The organism is Citrobacter sp. Cb080 (genome assembly GCF_030334745.1).
Classification (GTDB): Bacteria; Pseudomonadota; Gammaproteobacteria; order Enterobacterales; family Enterobacteriaceae; genus Citrobacter; species Citrobacter braakii.
Genome location: NZ_JAOWDG010000021.1, coordinates 147,256 through 167,888, shown reverse-complemented (window position 1 = coordinate 167,888; position 20,633 = coordinate 147,256). Strand labels below are relative to the sequence as shown.

Genomic DNA, 20,633 nt, shown 5'->3' with positions numbered 1-20,633 from the left:
AGCCCCCAGGCCGGATAAAACGCATTTGCGTCGCATCCGGCACATTCATCGCATCATGCCCACTGGCGCATGCGCTGATGCAGCGTCAATGAAGGTTTTTCCGCAAACAGCTGCTGGTAGTCGGTGGCAAATTGCCCTAAATGCCAGAATCCCCACTGCATGGCGGCGTCTTTCACCGTCGTACTCTGCGACCACGGGCTTATCAGCTCGCGACGTACGGCGTTCAGGCGAATGCGTTTTAACCAGGCATTCGGACCGATACCAAGGATCGCGTGAAAGGCGTTTTGCAACGTCCGGCGGCTGACGTGCAGTTGATTACACAGATCGAGCACGGTCAGCGGTTCTGACATATTTTCCAGCACATATTCCCGCGCACGCGACAGCAGGCGACGATAGCTCTGATGGCTGATGCTCTCAGCCGTGATAATCGGCTGCGCCTCTTCCAACATAGTGCCCATCGCCAGCAGCAGGTTATCGCCCAGCACTTTGCGTACCGCAGGTTGATGGAGGTTTTCCGGATTTTCGCTAAACGTCGCCAGCGCCTGCTGCACAAAGCCCCATAACGCGGCTTTGTGTTGTTCTTTAACTTCCAGCGCCGACTGGTTGCGCAGCATATGCAGCACTCTTTCCGGGTTATGCAGGAAGTTGGCCTGACGGGCAATCGCCTCTTCCGAAATGACGACGCCCAGAATGGTGTAATCATCCGGCGTACTCAGTTCAAACTCTGTCCCGCCAGGGCGGGTGGCAATTTCAGCGTTCCCCAGACACTGGGTGCCAATAAATCCCTGTTCGCCGCGCGTGGCCGGAATACCAAACCAGAAAGAATTCGGCCAGACAAGACACGACTGACGCAACGCCAGTCCGGTGTATTCACGGAACACCTGAATATCATCGAGCAGGATTTCCGTGAACTCGCCATGAAATTTTCCCGGATGCAACTGGTCGTAGATCTGCTGCCATGCGGTAATCGTCAGCGCATGCTCATACACATCCGTTGTTCGCCGCTGGTGAACGTTGTCCACCTCCACTTTCGGCGTAAGTTTAACGTCTTCGGGTAATGCTTCATGATAAAGATGGTGCAGGTTTGCAGTACGGTTCTTTTTCATGATCTCTTAAGCCGGAAGCTTCAACGAAGCCCCCGGCCCTCCGACAGGTTAATTTTTTAAGCGATAGCGACTACTGCGTTTACGCAACGCTCCGTCAGAAAAGAGCTGTTCCAGCGCCTTTCTGGCTTCATCAAGTGACCAGCCAAAGTGGGCAGCCACTTCCCCTGCCGTCATTCCTTGACGGACCGATGCCAACAGCGTCAGAAGTTGATCAGAGGATTCAGGCGTCAACGGAGCGTCCTGCGTCTTCTGCGTTTTTACATCTGTTTTCACTTCTGGCTTCTGTTCTGGTTTCTTCGGCTGGCGCTTAAAACCGCCGATCAGCCACTGGGTATCATCGTCCGGTCGGCCGATTTCCTTACGGCTGATAACACGGCCTGTACGCGCAGCAGCGGCGCTGCCGGCATCCAGCGCTGCGCGGCACGCCGCCAGATCGCCTTCCACCACCAGCGTCAACCGGCCAGGATCGAGCACTTCGTGGCTAAGCAGGCGCACGTTCGCGGCTTTCAGCATGGCATCCGCCGCATCCACGGCAGCGACCATGCCATCCACTTCCAGTAATCCCAGTGCATTGATCATCACAACCTCTCTTACGCGCGCTGGATTGGGTTACGAGCAATATCCAGAACGGCATCGGCAAAGGCGTTACATGCAGCTTTACAAGCGGCCTGGCTACCGGTCATAAACGCAGCCGAATAGTTGGTTTCTGACGGCGGCGGAACGTAGGTCACCAGTTGTACATCAGCCGATTTCAGCGCAGCATCAATACCAAATGTCGCTTCCAGCGGCGGTGCCACCAGATACGCCATCGGATCGCCAAGCCGGCATCCTGCGGTCGCCGAGAGATACGAACCGGTACGCGAAACCACATGCGCCAGGAAGGCGGTATCTTCTGCGTCATTCGCCCACTGAAACGCCGCGCCGCTTTCAATATTGGCTACCATCGCGTCCAGACCTGCACGAACTTCTGCCGGGTTGGGTCCACCGAGCATAATCAGCACTTCACCCGAAGTTGGAGAGGGACTGTGCGCCGCGCCGGCATACAGCGAGCGGCCATAAACCACTTCCACCATTGCCTGTTTTGTCGCTTCGTCTGCGGCAATATACGCCACGTCATCAGAATCTGCTGTGATGAGTCCGAGGCTACGTATATGTGGCGGTAATTTAAGTTCACGGGCAAAACCGTCATTTACCGAGGCAATCACGCGCATTGCGGTGACTGAAGGTCTAATCAAATCTAATGCTGGCATGATGCCTCCTTAACGGGTCATATTGATGCCGGATGCTTTTTGCTCCAGCATGCGCTTGGCCAAATCCACAATGACCGCCGCCGCTTCAACCGGTGGCGTACCGCCCTGGTGAATGTTCGAGATACAGGTACGGTCAGCTTCAACGGTCGTCGCCACACGCGGCGAATAGACGGCGTAGCAAGAAAGGCTTTCCGACTGGCCCAGGCCCGGACGTTCCCCAACCAGCAGGATCACCGCTTTCGCGCCCAGCAGTTCGCCGATCTGATCTTCGATTTTCACGCGACCATAGCGAACAAAGAACGGCGTCCCGACCTTCAATCCGGCCTGTTTTAAGCCAGACAACAGCGGCGGCAGGATCTCTTCGTAGTTAGCGGTGATAGCGTCCGTAGACAGGCCATCAGAGATAATCACCTGCACATCCGGGTTCATTACACACTGTGATTTCAGCGCTTCAATGGCTTCCGCACTCAGACGACGCCCCAGATCCGGACGCGTCAGATACAGGTTTTTGTCACTGATTTCCGAGCGCACTTCCAGCAGCCCCTGGGCTTTTACCCACTCTTCCGGCACTTCTTTCAATACCGTATCTTTCGAACGCGAGTGGTCGGCCAGGAAGCGCAGCAGCGCCTGGGTACGCGGACGTGGACCGGCTCGACCGGTACATACACGCGCCGCAGTGCTGCGACGCAGTTCAGTCAACACCTCTGCGCGGTGCGGATTCTCAACGCCAATCCACGCTTTAGCCTCGGCTGAGCCTAAATCCATCGCACAGCTTTCACCGGTCGGCGCGGCGCACTGGGTGGTGCTGCATTGCGCTTGTACTGCCGGCGCTTGCGCCTGCGGCTGCGACTCACCCATTGACGCCATCACGCTGCGTACAATTTCTTCAATCTGTTTTTGATCCATCGTGTGTCATCCCCGCGTCATCAGAAGAACAGTGACGGATCGCCCGCCCGTTTGGTCAGGCGACCGTTTGCCATAATGCCCATGGTTTCCAGCCAGCGTTCAAACTCCGGCGACGGACGCAGGTTCAGCAACTGGCGCACGGTCGCGGTGTCGTGGAAGGCGGTGGTCTGATAGTTGAGCATGATGTCGTCACCGAGCGGCATGCCCATGATGTAGTTGCAGCCAGCGGTGGCGAGCAGAATCATCAGGTTTTCGTTGAGGTTCTGGTCAGCATCAGCATGGTTGGTATAGCAGCAGTCGCAGCCCATTGAGATGCCGCTCAGCTTGCCCATAAAGTGATCTTCCAGACCCGCGCGAATAATCTGACGGTCGTTGTAGAGATACTCCGGCCCGATAAAGCCGACAACGGTGTTCACCAGGAACGGATCGTAGTGACGCGCCAGACCGTAGTTACGTGCTTCCATCGTCACCTGATCGGCACCGAAGTTAGCGCCAGCGGAGAGCGCAGACCCTTGTCCGGTTTCGAAGTACAGGCAGTTTTCCCCAGCGATACGGTTAAACTCAGCGCCCACTGCACGCGCTTCATCCAGCATGGCCAGCTCAACGCCAAACTCTTTTAAGCCTTTCTCGCTGCCGCAGATACTCTGGAAAATCAGCCCGCCCGGCGCGCCGCGACGAATGGCTTCGATCTGGGTAGTAACGTGCGCCAGGACGCAGCCCTGGGTCGGGATATTGAATTTGTCGATGACGCCGTACACGGTATCAAGTACGCGGCTTAAGTTTTCCACGTCATCTGTTACCGGGTTAACGCCAATCACCGCATCGCCCGCCCCGAAGGACAGCCCTTCGTAGATTTGTGCCGCAATACTCTGCACGTCATCACGGGTGTCGTTCGGCTGTAAACGACAGCTGAAGGTGCCCGGCAGACCAATGGTGGTGTTGGCCTTTTTGATCACCGGCATTTTCTTACCGCCGTAGATCAGGTCCGCGTTAGAGCAGATTTTTGCAACCGCTGCGACCACTTCCGACGTTAATCCTTTGCGCGTAAACGCAATGTCATCAACGGAGGTTTCATCGCTCAGCACGTACTCGCGCAGCTCGCTGATACTCCAGTTTTTGATGCGGTTATAGGCCGTTTCGTTGACGTCGTCCTGAATCAGACGCGTCACGCAGTCCTCTTCATAGGAAATCACCGGGTTGTTGCGGATATCCGCTACCGTCATTTCCGACAGCACCTGTTTGGCCGCCACTCGCTCTTGCGAACTGGTTGCAGCTACCCCTGCCAGCACATCCCCCGAACGCAGTTCGTTGGCTTTTGCCAGCACCTCTTTAACATCCTTAAACTGATAAACATTGCCGAACAATGTGGTCTTTAGTTTCATAAGTCGTTCCCTCAGGAAGGAAATGCGAGTGATTTCACCGTCACCGGCACAACCGATCCGCCAAAAAGAGGCGTACCAATGTCGATATAGTCCCCCGCCCGGACAACCACCTCATCGATGACTGCCAGCGGGTGTTGCTGTAACTGTGGGCGTAACAGCATGCCCAGGGCTTTACCAAAATCCTGCTCGGCTACCACCAGCAGGGGATGCGGATTCGGATGGCGCGCGACAAAGGCCAGTAGCGCATCAATAACCGTTAACAGCGCGGCGTAGCGCACAGGCAGCGAACCGGGTAGCGCCAGCACGTAAGCGTCTGTTTGCGGGTCCAGATCGAGCTGCATCAGCGCTTGTTGCCAGGCGGCCACCAAATCAGCCTCATCAACCGGAATCGCCACCGGCAGATTGCGCAGCGGAAGCGCCACACCTTCCAGCCAGATGGTGCTGCCCGAAAGCGACAGCGTATGCGCACCGGCGCCAATCACCGTGGCGCGCACGGTTTGCGCCGGGAACTGCACGTTCATCTCACGCAGGCGCGGATGTTCATGCAGCGCCGTCGCTAACAGCGGCCCAATATCGGAAAAACAGAATGGATCGGCAGGCTGGTTGCGGTAGCACTCGCCCACCCCGCCGGACAACGTAATCACTTCCGGCTTCACACCCGTCGGCAACAGACCGGTTTGCATCAGCGCCTGCGCCAGCGGTGACAGCGTGCCGTCAATCACCTCAACGATCAGCGCCGCCATCCGTCGGGCCACCTGAACAAGCTGCGCCGCATTGAGGGTCCAGGCGTCGGTGCCTGGACCAAATACGTCATCAACAATCATCTGTCCTGGCTGATGCGCATGCACTACCCGCCCCTGACCGTCCGTTTCCAGCAGTCGTCCGCCGACGTTCAGGCAGGCCGAACCGCTGACTTTTCCGGCATCGAACAGGACGTAGTTCGACGTCCCGCCACCGATGTCGATATTCAGTACGCGGCACAACTTCTGCTCTGACAGGGTTTGAGCCCCTGCGCCGTGACCGGCAATCACTGATTCCAGATGCGGACCGGCGCTGGCAACCACGAAGTCCCCCAGCGACTGAGAGAGCGTCATCACCGCTGGTCGCGCGTTGCGGGTTTTGGCACTTTCTCCGGTAATGATGATCGCGCCGGAATCGACGGTCTCAGGCGCAATTCCCGCCGCCTGATACTGGGCGAGGATCAGCGCCTTAAGTTCGGCCTCTTTCAACCCGCCCTGCTTATCAACGGGGGTAAAGAACACCGGGCTTTGCCAGCTAATTTCGCGTTTGATGAATTCGTAACGCGGCACCTGCGACACTGCCGCACGGTTGACCAGCTCAAGGCGCGAGAAGATGACCTGAGTGGTGGTGGTGCCGATATCGATACCGACGCTGAGTAGCTGGCGAGTATTCACGATTGCGCCTCCGGGTTGGTTTCTGCTGGTGCCGGAACATCTTCGTCTTTCGGTACCAACAGCATAGCCACACCAATCGCCGTCACGCCGCCAATCAGCTTGCCGACAATCATTGGGAAGATCATCGCGTTCATGTTGGCCGCGGCGAAACCTAAGTGGTCACCCAGAGCGAAGGCTGCGGAGACCGCAAAAGCGCAGTTGATCACTTTGCCGCGGGTATCCATATTCTTCATCATGCCGAACATTGGGATGTTGTTCGCCAGCGTCGCCACCATGCCCGCAGCCGCAATATTATTGATTTTTAACAGGTTACCGACGCTCATCAGCGGCTTTTCAAACCAGCGGGTCAGCAGCAGTACCATTGGGTACGCACCCAGCAGCACGCAGGAGATAGAACCGATAACTTCGATGGCGCGCATCACTTCACCTGGCTTGTCACCCGGTGCCATGAAGATAGGATCAAGACCCGGAATCAGTTCCCAGCCGAGCAGGAATTTGATTACCGCTGCCGCCAGACCGATGGTGATCAGCGCCACTAGGAATTTCGCGAAGATCTGGAAGCCGTTGATCATTTTTTCCGGGATGAATTTCAGTCCCAGCGCCACCAGCACGGCAACGATCAGCACCGGGATCATGTTCATCAGGATTAGCGCGAAGGTGAACTCCACCGGCTGCCCGTTGATTTCGACACCGGAGTACATCGCGATCAAACCACCCGCAATACAGCCAATCGGAATGGTGACGATCCCAGCCAGCACGCCCAGCGCCAGATAACGACGGTCGGACGGCTCAATAATCCCCAGCGCAACCGGAATAGAGAAGACCAGCGTCGGCCCCATCATCGCCCCGAGGATCAGGCCGGAGTACAGCCACGCCGCAACGTCGCCGCCCGCCAGTTCTTTCGCCAGGAAGAAGCCGCCCATATCGCACGCCAGCAGCGTTCCGGCAAACATCGACGGGTTCGCGCCCAACATTTCGTACAGTGGAATAATCACCGGCCCGAGCACATGCGCCAGTACCGGTGCCAGCGCGGTCATACCGACCATCGCCAGACCCAGCGCGCCCATCGCCATAAAACCTTCTTCAAACTGGCCGCCCGATCCCTCAATACTCTTCCCGAACTTACCGAGGAAGCGTGCCGAACCGCCGAACTGCGACAGGATCCTGTCCACGGCGGCAATCAGCATAAAGAACATCATGATGTACATGATGATTTCGTTAATTCCCATAACCTTCACTCCCTGTCATATGTGTATTTATTGTGCCGCCGCATACAACGCGATAATGTCGGCCTGCGTGGCGGTGCGTGGGTTACTGCGAATACAAATATCCTCCAGCGCGGCGTGAGCCCATGCGCTGTAATGCTCGGGCTTTGCCCCAACGTCAGAGAGTCGTTTGGTCTGGCCCACTTCGCTAATCAGCTCGCTGACGGCGTTGATGGCATCGCGATCGTCCGACTTCTTGTTGGTTAGCGCCCGTCCGATATGGCTGAAACGCTCACGACACACCATGCGGTTGAAACCCATTACTGTGGGCAGCAGCATGGCGTTAGCCTGTCCATGTGGGATGTGCAGCGTCGCACCCGGCTGGTGCGCCATCGCGTGACACAGGCCCAGCCCCGCGCTGGAAAACGCCATCCCGGCCATACAGGAAGCCAGTAGCATGCTTTCTCGCGCCGCCAGATCCTGACCATAGCCAACGGCCTTCGGCAGCGATTTACCTATCATCGCAATCGCGCCAATCGCCAGACTGTCGGTAAACGGTGTCGCGTTCAGAGCGCTATACGCTTCAACGGCGTGCGTCAGCGCATCGATCCCGGTCATCGCCGTTACGTGTGCGGGCACACCTTCCGTCAGCGCGGCGTCAAGAATCGCCACATCCGGCATCAGGGTTGCGTGGGCCAGCACTTTTTTAAGCCCGGTCGCGGCGTCGATAATCACCGTGACATTAGTGGTTTCTGAACCCGTTCCGGCGGTAGTCGGTACGGCAATCAGCGGCAGACGCGGGCGTAACGCGCTGCTCTCATCCATGTCTGCCAGCGTCTGGGTAGGATTGGTCACCAGCAACGCCACAGCCTTTGCGGCATCCAATACGGAACCGCCACCAAAGGCCACTACGCCATCGCACTTCGATTCACGCAGTTGCGCGACCGCCGCGCAGACGTCCGTAATGCACGGTTCGCCCACCGGACATGGCCACAGCGTCATCGCCACGCCTTTCATCGCCAGGCTGCGTTCCAGTGCGGCGGTCATCCCCGCCTGGTGCAGGAAACTGTCGACCATGACGAACATATGCGTCAGGCCGCGCGTTTGTGCTTCCTGTCCGCAGGTACTGAGCGCTCCCAGTCCACACAACGTAACCGGTGGAACGCTAAACGTTTTTACGCGTTGCAGATTCAGGGTATCGAATGCCTGAAAGAGCGCGGTCTGCAATTCAGCTTGCATAGATTCCTTCCGCTTTTTCTTTTCCGCTATTTGCAATCGCCAGCGGGGTCATAAACAGGCTGTGCTGGGGTAAATGCACCTGCAGTTCCGGGAAACGCTTACGAAACAGTTCATCAACGCCCGGCTGCATACAGGAACCACCGGCCAGCCATAAATCAGCCACGCCCTGTCCGGCAATATGGTGAGCCACAATTTCCGCCATTTTTTCGTAGACCGGCTTAACCACCGGCCAGATTTCTTTACCGTTGCTGCGTTTGTACTGCTCCGCCTCTTCCAACTGGATGCGACGGTTCCCGGCAAGCGTCAGAGAAATGTGGTGCCCGCCGGTCGCTTCATCGGCGGAGTAAGTCACCTTGCCTCGCTTCACAATCGCAATCCCGGTGGTACCGCCACCGATATCCACCACGCCAGCGTTATCAAGCTGCAACAGGTCTGCCACCGCGGTCGGTTCGTCGAGCACATGACTGACTTCAAGCCCGGCAGATTCCAGCACGTTGATCGAGATCCGTGGGTCAGTTCCCGGTGGAAACGAGGTTGCCGCGTGGGTAAAGCGGCAACCCAACTGTTGTTCGAGCGTATCGAGATGGCGACGAACGATGGTCACCGCACCGAAGAAATCCCAGACGATGCCATCGCGCACGACGTCGGCCCAGTCCAGGCAAACCGCAACCGGCTGTCCGTCACTGTCGACAACCATCGACACCACATCACACGTCCCCAAATCCACGCCCAGCCACAGCGGTGAATCGCTCTTTACGGGCGTCTGGTTACATAGCGTTGCCGCTTTTAGCAATCTGGGTGTCAGCCAACGTTGTTCGTCGTGCGCCATGTCGTTCACTCCTTATACAATTCTGAAGGCATCCACCAACACACAGCGACGCAGACGCACAAACGTGCGTGCGCTGGTCACCCCTTCCCCGGTTGGCGTGGTAATGGTCATCGTGGTCCAGCCTTCGCCGCCGAGTCCAAGACCGGCAATGCACGGTCCGTTCTTAACGAAAATGCTGGTATCAATGGCGTTGGCCATGCGGTTCATGTTGTCGATATTGCGCGAGTGCATCGCCGCCGTATGGTGACAGCCGCCTTCAAGCTTGACCGCCAGTTCAATGGCCTCATCGACGTTGGCGACCCGCACGACCGGCAGAACCGGCATCATCAGTTCGGTTACGGCAAACGGGTGAGTCGCAGAGGTTTCGACGAACAACAGCCGGGTTTGCTCCGGTACGTTCAGACCAATCGCCGCAGCGATTTTTCCTGCGTCGCGACCTACCCAGTCACGACTGACCGTGCCTTTACCGCGTTCATCGACATTTTTCAGCAGCACCGGTTGCAGCTGTTCGGCCTGAGCCGTGGTCAGCTTGACTGCATGCTGGCTTTCCATCAGACGCATCAGCTCATCAGCGACGCTATCGACCACGATCAGCACTTTTTCGTCGGCGCAGATAATGTTGTTGTCAAACGAAGCGCCTTTGACGATCGACTGGGCTGCGCGTGCCAGATCAGCCGTTTCATCAACCACCACCGGCGGATTTCCCGCACCGGCGGCAATCAGACGTTTGTTGGTGTGCTTACGCGCGGCATCCACTACGGCTTCACCGCCGGTCACCACCAGCAGGCCGATGCCTGGGTACTTAAACAGACGCTGGGCGGTTTCGATATCCGGATTGGCCACGGTAACCAGCAGGTTTGCCGGTCCGCCTGCAGCAACTACCGCCTGGTTAAGCAGAGTGATAGCGCGCTGAGACACGCCCTTGGCAGCCGGATGCGGTGCGAAGACCACGCTGTTGCCAGCCGCAATCAGGCTGATGGCGTTGTTAATAACGGTCGCAGCCGGGTTGGTGGACGGTGTCACCGAGGCCACCACGCCCCACGGCGCGTTTTCAATCAGCGTCAGGCCGTTATCACCGGTCAGAACCTGTGGAGACAGGCATTCCACGCCCGGCGTGGCGCGTGCCTGCGCCACATTTTTGGCAAATTTATCTTCAACGCGTCCCATGCCGGTTTCTGTGACGGCAAGTTCCGCTAATTCTCGGGCATGTTTTTCGCCCGCCTCACGTAGAGCCGTGATAGCCAGTTGGCGCATGGCAACGCTTTTCAGCCCTTGCTGGGCCAGTTTTGCTGCCGCCACTGCGTCATCCAGGGAGGCAAAAACGCCCATTTCTTGAACGGCACTGACGGGTTGGCTGCTGTCTTTCATTTTCAGCAGTACCGCTTTCACGACCTGTTCAATATCCTGTTGATTCATGATTTTCTGCCTTATTTATGGAAGATCACCTGACCACCTGCCACCACTTCATCAACAATGCCAATCACGCACAGATCGACAGGTGATGATTCGTTACGGTGCGCCTGACGGGCTGAGCTTCCGCTGACCAGCAGCACCCACTCTCCGGTTCCCGCCCCAATGCTGTCGATAGCAACAGCACATTGCCCGTCGGGATTTCCGCAGGCATCAATCATTTCCACCATCAGCAACTTGTCGTGCGCGAGCCCCTGATGGCGTACGGTACAAACAATTTGTCCTGTGACGATTGCCAGTTTCATACGCGCCTCCGTGGCATATTTCAGGTAAAACCTCCCCCTACCCTCCGCAGAAGGTAATGTGAAAAGGAGAGAGGGTGACGCCAGCAATGAAGTCTGTGGCGTCACATGGACGACTTACATGTCGTTGCTGTCGCCTTTAAAGCTGATCGGGAACACTTCTTCCAGATCGCCATGCGGACGCGGGATTACGTGTACGGAAACCAGCTCACCAATACGCTGTGCAGCAGCAGCACCAGCATCCGTTGCGGCTTTACATGCCGCTACGTCGCCACGGACCATTGCAGTAACCAGACCGCCGCCGATCTGCTTCACGCCGACCAGTTTCACGCGTGCCGCTTTAACCATTGCGTCAGAAGCCTCAATCAGTGCAACCAGGCCCCGGGTTTCAATCATTCCTAATGCTTCCATTGTGTTTTCCTCTCATTAAGGGGTCCAGAACGGGACCTAAACAACCAGTGTGTGTGAGGCGTTTTCACGACTCATGTCAGTCTGACGCGGCACTGCTGCCACCAACGCCAGTTCGATAATTTCCTGTACGCTACAGCCGCGAGAGAGGTCATGAAGCGGTGCGGCAAGCCCTTGGATTAACGGACCTACGGCACGATACCCTCCCAGACGCTGGGCGATTTTGTAGCCAATATTGCCTGCCTCCAGCGATGGGAAGACCATCACATTGGCATTGCCCTTTAACGGACTGGCGGGCGCTTTTTGCGCGGCGACATCCGGAACAAAGGCGGCATCAAATTGCAGTTCCCCATCCACGGTAAGCTGCGGGGCACGCTCACGAACGATCTCCGTAGCCTGCTGCACGTTAGCGACGTTAGGATGACGAGCACTGCCTTGACTTGAAAACGACAGCATGGCCACGCGCGGTTCTTCACCGGTGATCGCCTGCCATGTCTGCGCGCTGGCAATCGCAATATCCGCCAGCTGTGCGGCTGTGGGCTGCGGCACGACGCTGCAATCGGCAAACCCTAATGCCGGCCCGAGGTACTGCGGCAGCATCAGGAAAATTGACGACAGCGTTTTACAGCCTGGCTGTAGCCCAATAATGCGTAACCCAGCGCGCAGCACGTTTGCTGTCGACGACAAATTGCCCGCAATACAGACGTCAGCTTTACCCGCGCTAACCATGGCGGCGGCGAACATCAGCGGATCGTTGAGTTTTTCCAGCGCATCTGCAGGCGTTTTATCTCCCGCGCGGGCCAGCCAGCGCAGCGCAAACTCTTCACGCATGGACTGGTTGCTTTGCGGGGCGATAACCTGAATGCCATCCATCGCCACCCGATGGCTGAGGGCAAACTGGCGCAGCGCAAACGGACTGGCGACGAGAACAGGATGTGCCAGACCGTGCTGATGCAGGTAATTTGCCGCTTTCAACACCCGAACATCCAGCGCATCCGGGAACACCACCCGTGCAGGTGAGCGCTGGGCGAGTTGACGAGCACGTTCAATGATCATTGCTTCTCCCCCAGTCGCTGTTGAATTTGGCTAACCGTCAGTGGATGCTTCGCTACGCTCAGAATCATCATCACGTAGACCGTACTGGAAAGGCGATTGAGCGCCTGCATGATGTCCGGTCGCATCACGTCAAAACTACGGGTGATGAATACCTGGGCCGCCACCGTCTCCGTTTCACGAACTTTGGTACGCAGCAGATTAAGCAACGCGCAATCACGGCCATGACTGGCTTCAGGCACCAGATGGTCGTGGTCCAGATAGCGCAGCGGCTGATGCGAAAGCCGGTGTAAATCTTCGTCGCTTAACCCGACGATAGCTTGTGCTGCCAGCGGCTCGTCGATAGCGTCGGCGCGCATAATGTTGCCCAGACGCGAACGGATATCCGCCAGCCACGGCTGCCACGGTTCCGCCAGCTCTATCTGCAACCACACGGCCAGGGCGATGGTGCTGTCCAGCGCGGCGCGAAATCCCAGGCGCGGGTCACTTTTAGCGACCATCTTGTCCGCTGTCAGATGCGTCAGCGTGTCTGCTTTCTTCACCACCGGTTGATGACACAGTTCGCAACTGGCCTGTGGATGCGTATCGCTGCTGGTTAAACCATGCACCGGCTGCGGCTGCTGTTCTTCGTCATCAATAAACAGGCTACCCTGCTCGTCGATAAACTTAATGCGCAGATGTCGGCTTTCCAGTAATTCCCGGGCAGATGGCGTCAGGCGAGCATCAGCGGGGAGATGAATTTCAGCCCCTTCGCTGAGCGTATGATTCGCTCTAAGCCACGCTTCGGTAATGAAATCCTTCATACATCCGCCTTAGCAGGACTGCCAGTTCGCAGGCCAGGCCACATACAGAAATTTCACCGTCGATGGCGTACCAAATTCGATGCTGGAGCCTTTCGGGATAAACATCACGTCCCCGGCTTTAGCAATCATGGTTTCGCCTTCGTGGCGAACGTGCAGCTCGCCTTCCAGAATCATGTCGATTTCGTCGTAGTTCAGCGTCCATGGGAAAAAAGCGTTATCCCACTGCATGAACCCGGCGGCCATGCTGCTACCGTCCTGGTCGGTCACCAGATCGGTTAAACCCACGCAGTGCGGCTGTGCGCCGTCAAAACGACCAAACTTCACGCTGCTGCCGTCGATGACTTTGACGCCGCCTTTGCCGGTCACCGAGTTAAAGCTCGGCTGCATTCCGCCCTGCTCCAGCGACTGTTTCTCCTTCATGACTTTGTCCATCAGTTGGGCGACCAGGCTTTCGGTAAACTGCCCTTCCGGTAACTGCGCAATGATGGTTTCGCGAATGCGCTGGCTTTCCGTTTTGCCATCATCCACCGCAGCCGGTGCAGCAGCAGCGACGGTTGGCGCGGATTCATCGCATTCACTGATGGTGACGCCCAGCAGCTCCGCAACTTCGCGCGCCTCCGGGGTGATGATGCTGGCGCGCAGAACAACCGACATTTCCTGTTCGCCGCGTGCGTGGGCCGCACGAATATCGTTAGCTGTGATGAGTTTTTTCACCTGCCCTTTCCTCCTTTTGGCTGAGCTCAGTCAGATAATCCACCAGGTGCTGCACGCTGCGCGGGTCATGGCTGTTGAGTTCGAAAATCGGCTCCTGGAACCCTATCCCGCGAAGTAGTTGTCGCGTTGCGGCGACGTCGGCATCCGGCATGTCCGTTTTGCTGATAACGGCGATTTGTCGTTTACTGGCGCCGATATCCAACAGCCCGGCAGGTAAGCGACTTTCTTTATCATTTGCCGCGTGTATATAAATCAACGTATCAACATCCTGCAGCGTGGTAATTAAGGCGTGATACCAGCGCGGATGGCTAAAATATTCTCCTGGCGTGTCGATATCGCCATTTTCATTAAACTCCACGGCCTGTGTTTTTCTGGCGAGGGAATAATTTCCCTGTAGCGCATTAAAGAGCGTTGTTTTCCCCGCCCCCACCGTACCGACAAACGCAATACGTTTCATCGCCGCCTCTGATTAACTTTTTGTCAGGTTGCACAAAGTGAAATTTAATAACCGACCCAGACCGCTTACCGTCTGTAATAACGCTTCTTCTACCGCGCCTACCGAGCCGTAGATGACCAGCGCACCGCTGAATCGATCGAGAAAGCCGATATGTACATCTGCCGCCTTCATAGCTAAGTCACCGGCAATCATCGCGGTTTCGCCTGGCGTCAGCGTCATGATGCCGATGGCACCCGCTTCGGGAACGCCGATCTTTTTCGCCAGTTCCTCACCAGGGTGCGCAATGAGATGCGCCAGCGTAACCTGTTTCCCCGGCACAAATTCCTGAATAATGCGTTCTTTTTCCATTGCTCACCACCTCCGCTAAAACTGCCCTCATCGTGGCAATTTTTTGTCAGAGTAAATAACAAAATTCGGCAACCATGTTTAAAAGGTGAAGTGGATCACTAAGAAAGGGGAAATAAAAAGGCGCGGGAGAAACCCGCGCCGGAAATAAATTAAAGTGAAATTACAGCGGCTGAGTTTGGGCTTCTACGACCGCCAGCGCCACCATATTAACGATACGACGAACAGAAGCGATCGGCGTTAATACGTGAACCGGTTTCGCAACCCCCATCAGCACCGGGCCGACCGTTACGCCTTCAGAGCTGGAAACGCGTAGTAAGTTGTAACTAATACGGGCAGCTTCCATATTCGGCATCACCAGAATATTCGCTGAGCCTTTCAGCGGACTGTCCGGCATGCGGTCATGACGGATGCTTTCCACCAGCGCAGCATCGCCGTGCATTTCGCCATCAATCATCAACTCTGGCGCACGCGCCTTAATCAGCTCCAGCGCTTCGCGCATTTTGCTGGCCGACGGACAGTTAGATGAGCCAAAGTTGGAGTGCGACAGCAGCGCTACCTTTGGTTCGATACCAAAGCGACGCACGGTTTCTGCCGCCATCACGGCGATTTCCGCCAGTTGCTCCGGCGTAGGATCGTCGTTAACGTAGGTATCGGCGATAAAGGTGTTACCGCTTGGCAGCAGCAAGGCGTTCATCGCCCCGGCTGTATGCACGCCATCGCGGTGACCAAACACCTCTTTCACCACGCTGAAGTGCTCATGGTAGTCGCCAATCGTACCGCAGATCATTGCATCCGCTTCGCCGCGCTGCACCATGATCGCGCCGATCACCGTGGTGTTGGCAATTACCGCACGCTGCGCCTGCTCCTGGGTAATACCACGACGTTTCATAATCTGGTAGTACTCGCTCCAGTACTCTTTAAAGCGCGGATCGGATTCATTGTTGACGATCTCAAAATCGACGCCCGCTTTGATCTGCAGACCCAGTTTCTGGATACGCATTTCGATAACGCTCGGACGACCGATCAGGATCGGTTTCGCCAGACCTAAAGTGATCAGCTCCTGCGTGGCATGCAGTACACGCGCCTCTTCCCCTTCAGTCAGCACCACGCGCTTCGGCGCTTTGCGTGCCAGAGAGAAAATCGGCTTCATGAACAGGTTGGTTTTGTAGACGAATTCGGTCAGCTTATCGATGTAAGCATCAAAGTCGGCAATCGGACGCGTTGCCACACCGGAATCCATCGCCGCCTTCGCCACCGCAGGGGCGATTTTGACGATCAGACGCGGGTCGAACGGTTTCGGAATAATGTATTCCGGCCCGAAGCTCAGGTCCTGGTCGCCATAGGCGGAGGCCACCACTTCGCTCTGCTCGGCGTGCGCCAGCTCAGCAATGGCGTGTACCGCGGCCAGTTTCATCTCTTCGTTGATGGCAGTAGCGCCGACGTCCAGCGCGCCGCGGAAGATGAACGGGAAGCACAGAACGTTGTTAACCTGGTTCGGGTAGTCGGAACGGCCGGTGCAAATGATGGCGTCAGAACGCACCTCTTTCGCCAGCGGCGGCAGGATTTCCGGTTCCGGGTTGGCGAGGGCCAGGATCATTGGCGCACGCGCCATCTTCTTAACCATTTCCTGCGTCAGCACTTTCGGACCAGAGCAACCGAGGAAAATGTCTGCGCCGTCAATGACATCATCCAGCGTACGCTTACCGTCATCCACCACTGCGTAAGCCGCTTTGGTTTCCGCCATGTTTGGTTCACGATCTTTGTAAATCACCCCTTTGGAGTCACAGACCACAATGTTGTGTTTCTGCATACCCAGCGCCACCAGCAGGTTCATACAGGCAATCGCCGCCGCACCTGCACCGGACACCACCATGCGCACATCAGAGATATTTTTCTCAACCACCCGCAGACCGTTAAGGATTGCGGCAGTACTGATGATTGCCGTACCGTGCTGGTCATCGTGGAATACCGGAATATTCATGCGCTCACGGAGTTTTTGCTCAATGTAGAAGCACTCCGGCGCTTTGATATCTTCGAGGTTAATGCCGCCAAACGTTGGTTCAAGCGCCGCTACCACGTTGATAAATTTATCCGGATCGAGTTCATCAACTTCGATGTCGAACACGTCAATCCCGGCGAATTTCTTAAACAGAACGCCTTTACCTTCCATCACTGGTTTACCGGCCAGCGCGCCAATATTACCCAGGCCCAGAACCGCAGTACCGTTGGAAATAACCGCAACCAGGTTGCCGCGTGCGGTGTATTTGTAGGCTGCCAGCGGGTCCTTTTCAATTTCAAGACACGGTGCAGCCACGCCCGGCGAGTAGGCCAACGCGAGGTCGCGCTGGGTTGCCAGAGGCTTGGTCGGAGAAACCTGGATTTTACCGGGTACCGGAAATTCGTGGAAATCGAGGGCGCTTTGTTTTAACTGGTCATCCATCTTGTTGTTCCTTTCACGTATCTATCAAAAAAGTGGCGCGGGTAACCATTCTACTGAGCCGCACATTATCACCTCAGTCAACGGCACAAACTTTGAAGGTCCCCATACTCTCACCTTTCAAAGAAAGAATTTGTTATCAATTTATAACATCTATGTTACCTGCTTAAGCCAGCAATACCATGCTTGTCTGCTATGCTTTTTGCTGACAACGCCCGCAATTATCTCAAAAGTGTGAATCACAACACGCATCTAACACTTTACTTTTCAAGGAGTATTTCCTATGACCCGTAAAGAGCTTGCCAATGCCATTCGTGCGCTAAGTATGGATGCCGTCCAAAAAGCTAACTCTGGCCACCCTGGCGCACCAATGGGGATGGCCGATATTGCCGAAGTACTGTGGAACGATTTCCTGCGCCATAACCCGTCCGATCCCACCTGGTACGATCGTGACCGGTTTATTTTATCCAATGGCCACGCCTCAATGCTGCTTTACAGCCTGTTGCATCTTTCCGGATACAACCTGCCGCTCGAAGAGTTAAAGAACTTCCGCCAGCTCCATTCGAAGACGCCAGGACACCCGGAAATTGGCTATACGCCGGGCGTGGAGACCACCACCGGACCGTTGGGTCAGGGTTTAGCCAACGCTGTCGGAATGGCGATTGCAGAACGCACGCTGGCGGCGCAGTTTAACCAGCCAGACCACGAGATTGTTAATCACTATACCTGGGTCTTTATGGGCGACGGCTGTCTGATGGAGGGCATTTCTCACGAAGTGTGCTCGCTGGCGGGCACCCTGGGACTTGGCAAACTCATCGGCTTTTACGATCACAACGGCATCTCAATTGATGGCGAAACCGACGGCTGGTTTACCGACGATACCGCGAAACGCTTTGAGGCCTATCACTGGCATGTAGTGCACGAGATTGACGGTCATGACCCTGAGGCGGTGAAAAAAGCGATTCAGGAAGCGCAGGCCGTTACCGATAAACCGTCGCTGATTATCTGCCGCACGGTGATTGGTTTTGGTTCACCGAATAAAGCCGGGAAAGAAGAAGCGCACGGCGCTGCGCTGGGTGAAGAAGAAGTGGCGCTGACCCGACAGAAGTTGGGGTGGCATCATCCTGCCTTTGAAATCCCCAAAGAGATTTACCGGGCGTGGGACGCTCGTGAAAAAGGCGAGAAAGCCCAACAGAGCTGGAATGAGAAATTCGCCGCTTATCGACATGCGCATCCGGATCTGGCGGCAGAGTTTACCCGCAGGATGAGCGGTGGACTGCCGGAAGAGTGGGAAGAAACGACCCAGAAATATATCACCGAGCTGCAGGCCAATCCGGCCAAAATCGCCACCCGTAAGGCCTCGCAAAATACCCTGAACGCCTACGGGCCGATACTGCCTGAGCTGCTTGGCGGTTCGGCAGATCTGGCACCCAGCAACCTGACCATCTGGAAAGGCTCCACTTCTCTTAAAGAGGATCATGCAGGAAATTACATCCACTACGGCGTGCGGGAATTTGGCATGACCGCGATTGCCAACGGTATCGCTCACCACGGGGGCTTCGTACCGTACACCGCAACGTTCCTGATGTTTGTCGAATATGCCCGTAATGCCGCACGCATGGCGGCGCTGATGAAAGCCCGACAAATCATGGTTTATACCCACGACTCGATTGGCCTTGGGGAAGATGGTCCCACGCACCAGGCCGTCGAACAGCTCGCCAGCCTGCGTCTGACGCCTAATTTCAGCACCTGGCGACCCTGCGATCAGGTTGAAGCGGCGGTAGGCTGGAAGCTGGCGGTCGAACGCCATGACGGGCCAACGGCGCTGATCCTCTCGCGGCAAAATCTGGCGCAGGTTGAGCGGACGCCTGAGCAAGTGCAGCAGATTGCCCGCGGCGGCTATGTGCTGAAGGATGGTGGTGGTAAGCCGGATGTTATTCTGATTGCTACCGGTTCAGAAATGGAAATCACGCTGCTGGCGGCGGAAAAACTGACCGGTGAAGGTCGTAACGTGCGAGTGGTTTCTCTGCCCTCAACCGATATTTTCGACGCCCAGGATGAGGCGTATAGGGAATCGGTCCTCCCCTCAAACGTCAGCGCGCGCGTGGCGGTAGAAGCAGGAATTGCCGACTACTGGTACAAATATGTTGGGCTGAAAGGGGCGATTGTCGGTATGACGGGTTATGGGGAGTCGGCTCCGGCAGACAAGCTGTTCCCGTTCTTCGGCTTTACGGTGGATAACATTGTCGACAAAGCGCATAAGGTGCTTAACGTGTGATCCACAGCGTGGGCCAGGCATCTGGCCCATGCCAGTTATCGCAGCTTGGCTCTTGGGCATAGCGCACCAGACGAAAACGCTGGCCGTCGTAGCGCCAGCGGGTCTGGATACCGCAATCTGCCAACCCTCGACCTTTAGCGAGGGTTACCAGCTCGCGCGACTTCTCATCAAACGTGGCGTTGGTCAGCTCCATATCGCGACTTTCCGCATCCGTTTTAAAAGGCAGGCTTAGCCGTACCGCCCGTGACGTCAACGGGGTAGTACGTGAAACCACCCACGCCAGATCGATGGTGTTATATGCCCCGGCTTCACAGCCGATCATAAGCAGCGCTTTATCATCCGTTAAGGCCGTGACGCGCATCTCGCGACGCAGCGGATCGATCGAACAGCGAATACCGTTGATCCGCCAGTTACCGTAATCCAGCAATTCACTGCGCTCTTGTTGCGTGAGAGGCGTTGGCGTTGGGTTAATCACAGCCACGCCTTTTAAAGCAGGAGCGGGAGGTACGCTGAGCGGAGGCTCGTCGCCTTTTTCGATCCATGCGGTTTCGCTACCGACCCGTTTTTGCTGGGCGTCGATAAAAAGCAACGCGGCTTTTAGCCCGACCAGGGACAGGTTTTGCGTCCCTTTTTGCAGGGTTATTGCCTTCGCGTCCTGTACGGTTGTTAAAAATGCGCTGATGGTGGCCGGATCATCGGTCATCAGTTGCCAGGGGGTAATACGCCAGTGTTCGCCGCGAAGCGGGAGCGGCGCACCATCCAGTAGCAGACGTGGCGCAATATCGCTCTCTTTGGCTGTGGGCGATTCCAGCCCACCCAGTTCAATACGCAACACGGCGTCGGTATGTGCCCCGGCACTGCGGCTCAAGGTCATGACCAGGCCGTGATGTTCCCCGGTATTGCGCGCCACGCAAAAGTTTTGGTTATTGCACGTCACCTGCCAGTCAGAAAACGTCTGTTGCGCGGGCGCGGCCCACAGCAAACGGACGGGTAACAACCCGAGCAGGAAAAGTAAAATAACGCGATAGCGCATGGACGGTACAACCCCGAAGTCAAAACACACAGCCTAAGCGGTATCTTCCTTGCGCGAC

Annotated in this window: 20 protein-coding genes; 1 reads left to right on the top strand and 19 read right to left on the bottom strand. The window is 56.4% G+C overall.

Annotated features, from left to right (window positions below):
• Positions 1–53 precede the first annotated feature (53 nt).
• From eutR to maeB, 18 genes are all read right to left on the bottom strand, one after another.
• On the bottom strand, positions 54–1,106 hold the full coding sequence (eutR, locus tag OGV38_RS00985) for an HTH-type transcriptional regulator EutR (protein WP_019077354.1): 1,053 nt from the start codon (positions 1,104–1,106) through the stop codon (positions 54–56).
• A gap of 48 nt (positions 1,107–1,154) precedes the next feature.
• On the bottom strand, positions 1,155–1,685 hold the full coding sequence (gene eutK, locus OGV38_RS00980; RefSeq protein WP_016157100.1) for an ethanolamine utilization microcompartment protein EutK: 531 nt from the start codon (positions 1,683–1,685) through the stop codon (positions 1,155–1,157).
• Between the two features lie 11 nt (positions 1,686–1,696).
• On the bottom strand, positions 1,697–2,356 hold the full coding sequence (eutL, locus tag OGV38_RS00975; RefSeq protein WP_016153946.1) for an ethanolamine utilization microcompartment protein EutL: 660 nt from the start codon (positions 2,354–2,356) through the stop codon (positions 1,697–1,699).
• A gap of 9 nt (positions 2,357–2,365) precedes the next feature.
• A complete protein-coding gene (gene eutC / locus OGV38_RS00970; RefSeq protein WP_016153947.1) occupies positions 2,366–3,262 on the bottom strand; it encodes an ethanolamine ammonia-lyase subunit EutC in 897 nt (298 codons plus the stop codon).
• 20 nt (positions 3,263–3,282) lie between these two features.
• The gene (gene eutB / locus OGV38_RS00965; RefSeq protein WP_003038029.1) at positions 3,283–4,644 is read right to left on the bottom strand and encodes an ethanolamine ammonia-lyase subunit alpha; all 1,362 of its coding nucleotides are present in this window, start codon (positions 4,642–4,644) and stop codon (positions 3,283–3,285) included.
• Positions 4,645–4,655: 11 nt separating this feature from the next.
• Entirely contained in the window at positions 4,656–6,059 is a 1,404-nt protein-coding gene (gene eutA / locus OGV38_RS00960) for an ethanolamine ammonia-lyase reactivating factor EutA (protein WP_286472849.1), read from the bottom strand.
• A complete protein-coding gene (eutH, locus tag OGV38_RS00955) occupies positions 6,056–7,288 on the bottom strand; it encodes an ethanolamine utilization protein EutH (RefSeq protein WP_016153950.1) in 1,233 nt (410 codons plus the stop codon). Before eutH ends, eutA begins: the two co-directional genes overlap by 4 nt.
• Before the next feature lie 27 nt (positions 7,289–7,315).
• The gene (gene eutG / locus OGV38_RS00950; protein ID WP_016153951.1) at positions 7,316–8,503 is read right to left on the bottom strand and encodes an ethanolamine utilization ethanol dehydrogenase EutG; all 1,188 of its coding nucleotides are present in this window, start codon (positions 8,501–8,503) and stop codon (positions 7,316–7,318) included.
• A complete protein-coding gene (eutJ, locus tag OGV38_RS00945) occupies positions 8,493–9,332 on the bottom strand; it encodes an ethanolamine utilization protein EutJ (RefSeq protein ID WP_016153952.1) in 840 nt (279 codons plus the stop codon). The genes eutG and eutJ overlap by 11 nt, the downstream gene beginning before the upstream one ends.
• Before the next feature lie 12 nt (positions 9,333–9,344).
• Positions 9,345–10,748, bottom strand: a complete 1,404-nt coding sequence (locus OGV38_RS00940; protein WP_016153953.1) for an aldehyde dehydrogenase family protein — start codon at positions 10,746–10,748, stop codon at positions 9,345–9,347.
• An 11-nt stretch (positions 10,749–10,759) separates the two neighbouring features.
• The gene (gene eutN / locus OGV38_RS00935) at positions 10,760–11,047 is read right to left on the bottom strand and encodes an ethanolamine utilization microcompartment protein EutN (RefSeq protein ID WP_016153954.1); all 288 of its coding nucleotides are present in this window, start codon (positions 11,045–11,047) and stop codon (positions 10,760–10,762) included.
• 114 nt (positions 11,048–11,161) lie between these two features.
• Positions 11,162–11,455, bottom strand: coding sequence for an ethanolamine utilization microcompartment protein EutM (gene eutM, locus OGV38_RS00930; protein WP_003835054.1), 294 nt, complete (start codon positions 11,453–11,455; stop codon positions 11,162–11,164).
• Between the two features lie 36 nt (positions 11,456–11,491).
• Complete coding sequence (gene pta / locus OGV38_RS00925; RefSeq protein WP_269517388.1) at positions 11,492–12,508, bottom strand: phosphate acetyltransferase; 1,017 nt, start codon at positions 12,506–12,508, stop codon at positions 11,492–11,494.
• Positions 12,505–13,308, bottom strand: a complete 804-nt coding sequence (gene eutT, locus OGV38_RS00920) for an ethanolamine utilization cob(I)yrinic acid a,c-diamide adenosyltransferase EutT (RefSeq protein WP_049282277.1) — start codon at positions 13,306–13,308, stop codon at positions 12,505–12,507. The genes pta and eutT overlap by 4 nt, the downstream gene beginning before the upstream one ends.
• A gap of 9 nt (positions 13,309–13,317) precedes the next feature.
• Positions 13,318–14,022, bottom strand: coding sequence for an ethanolamine utilization acetate kinase EutQ (eutQ, locus tag OGV38_RS00915; RefSeq protein ID WP_049270083.1), 705 nt, complete (start codon positions 14,020–14,022; stop codon positions 13,318–13,320).
• The gene (eutP, locus tag OGV38_RS00910) at positions 14,000–14,479 is read right to left on the bottom strand and encodes an ethanolamine utilization acetate kinase EutP (RefSeq protein ID WP_016153958.1); all 480 of its coding nucleotides are present in this window, start codon (positions 14,477–14,479) and stop codon (positions 14,000–14,002) included. The genes eutQ and eutP overlap by 23 nt, the downstream gene beginning before the upstream one ends.
• 12 nt (positions 14,480–14,491) lie before the next feature.
• Positions 14,492–14,827 (bottom strand): ethanolamine utilization microcompartment protein EutS, encoded by a 336-nt coding sequence (gene eutS, locus OGV38_RS00905; protein WP_003037995.1) that lies wholly within the window; start codon positions 14,825–14,827, stop codon positions 14,492–14,494.
• 160 nt (positions 14,828–14,987) lie between these two features.
• Entirely contained in the window at positions 14,988–17,267 is a 2,280-nt protein-coding gene (gene maeB, locus OGV38_RS00900; RefSeq protein ID WP_016153959.1) for an NADP-dependent oxaloacetate-decarboxylating malate dehydrogenase, read from the bottom strand.
• A 280-nt stretch (positions 17,268–17,547) separates the two neighbouring features.
• Between maeB and tkt the strand changes: the two genes are divergently transcribed.
• Positions 17,548–19,542: a transketolase gene (tkt, locus tag OGV38_RS00895; protein ID WP_016157105.1), complete on the top strand. Its 1,995-nt coding sequence runs from the start codon at positions 17,548–17,550 to the stop codon at positions 19,540–19,542.
• Here tkt and OGV38_RS00890 read toward each other — a convergent pair.
• Complete coding sequence (locus OGV38_RS00890) at positions 19,532–20,575, bottom strand: DUF1176 domain-containing protein (RefSeq protein ID WP_103766637.1); 1,044 nt, start codon at positions 20,573–20,575, stop codon at positions 19,532–19,534. The genes tkt and OGV38_RS00890 overlap by 11 nt on opposite strands.
• Positions 20,576–20,633 lie beyond the last annotated feature (58 nt).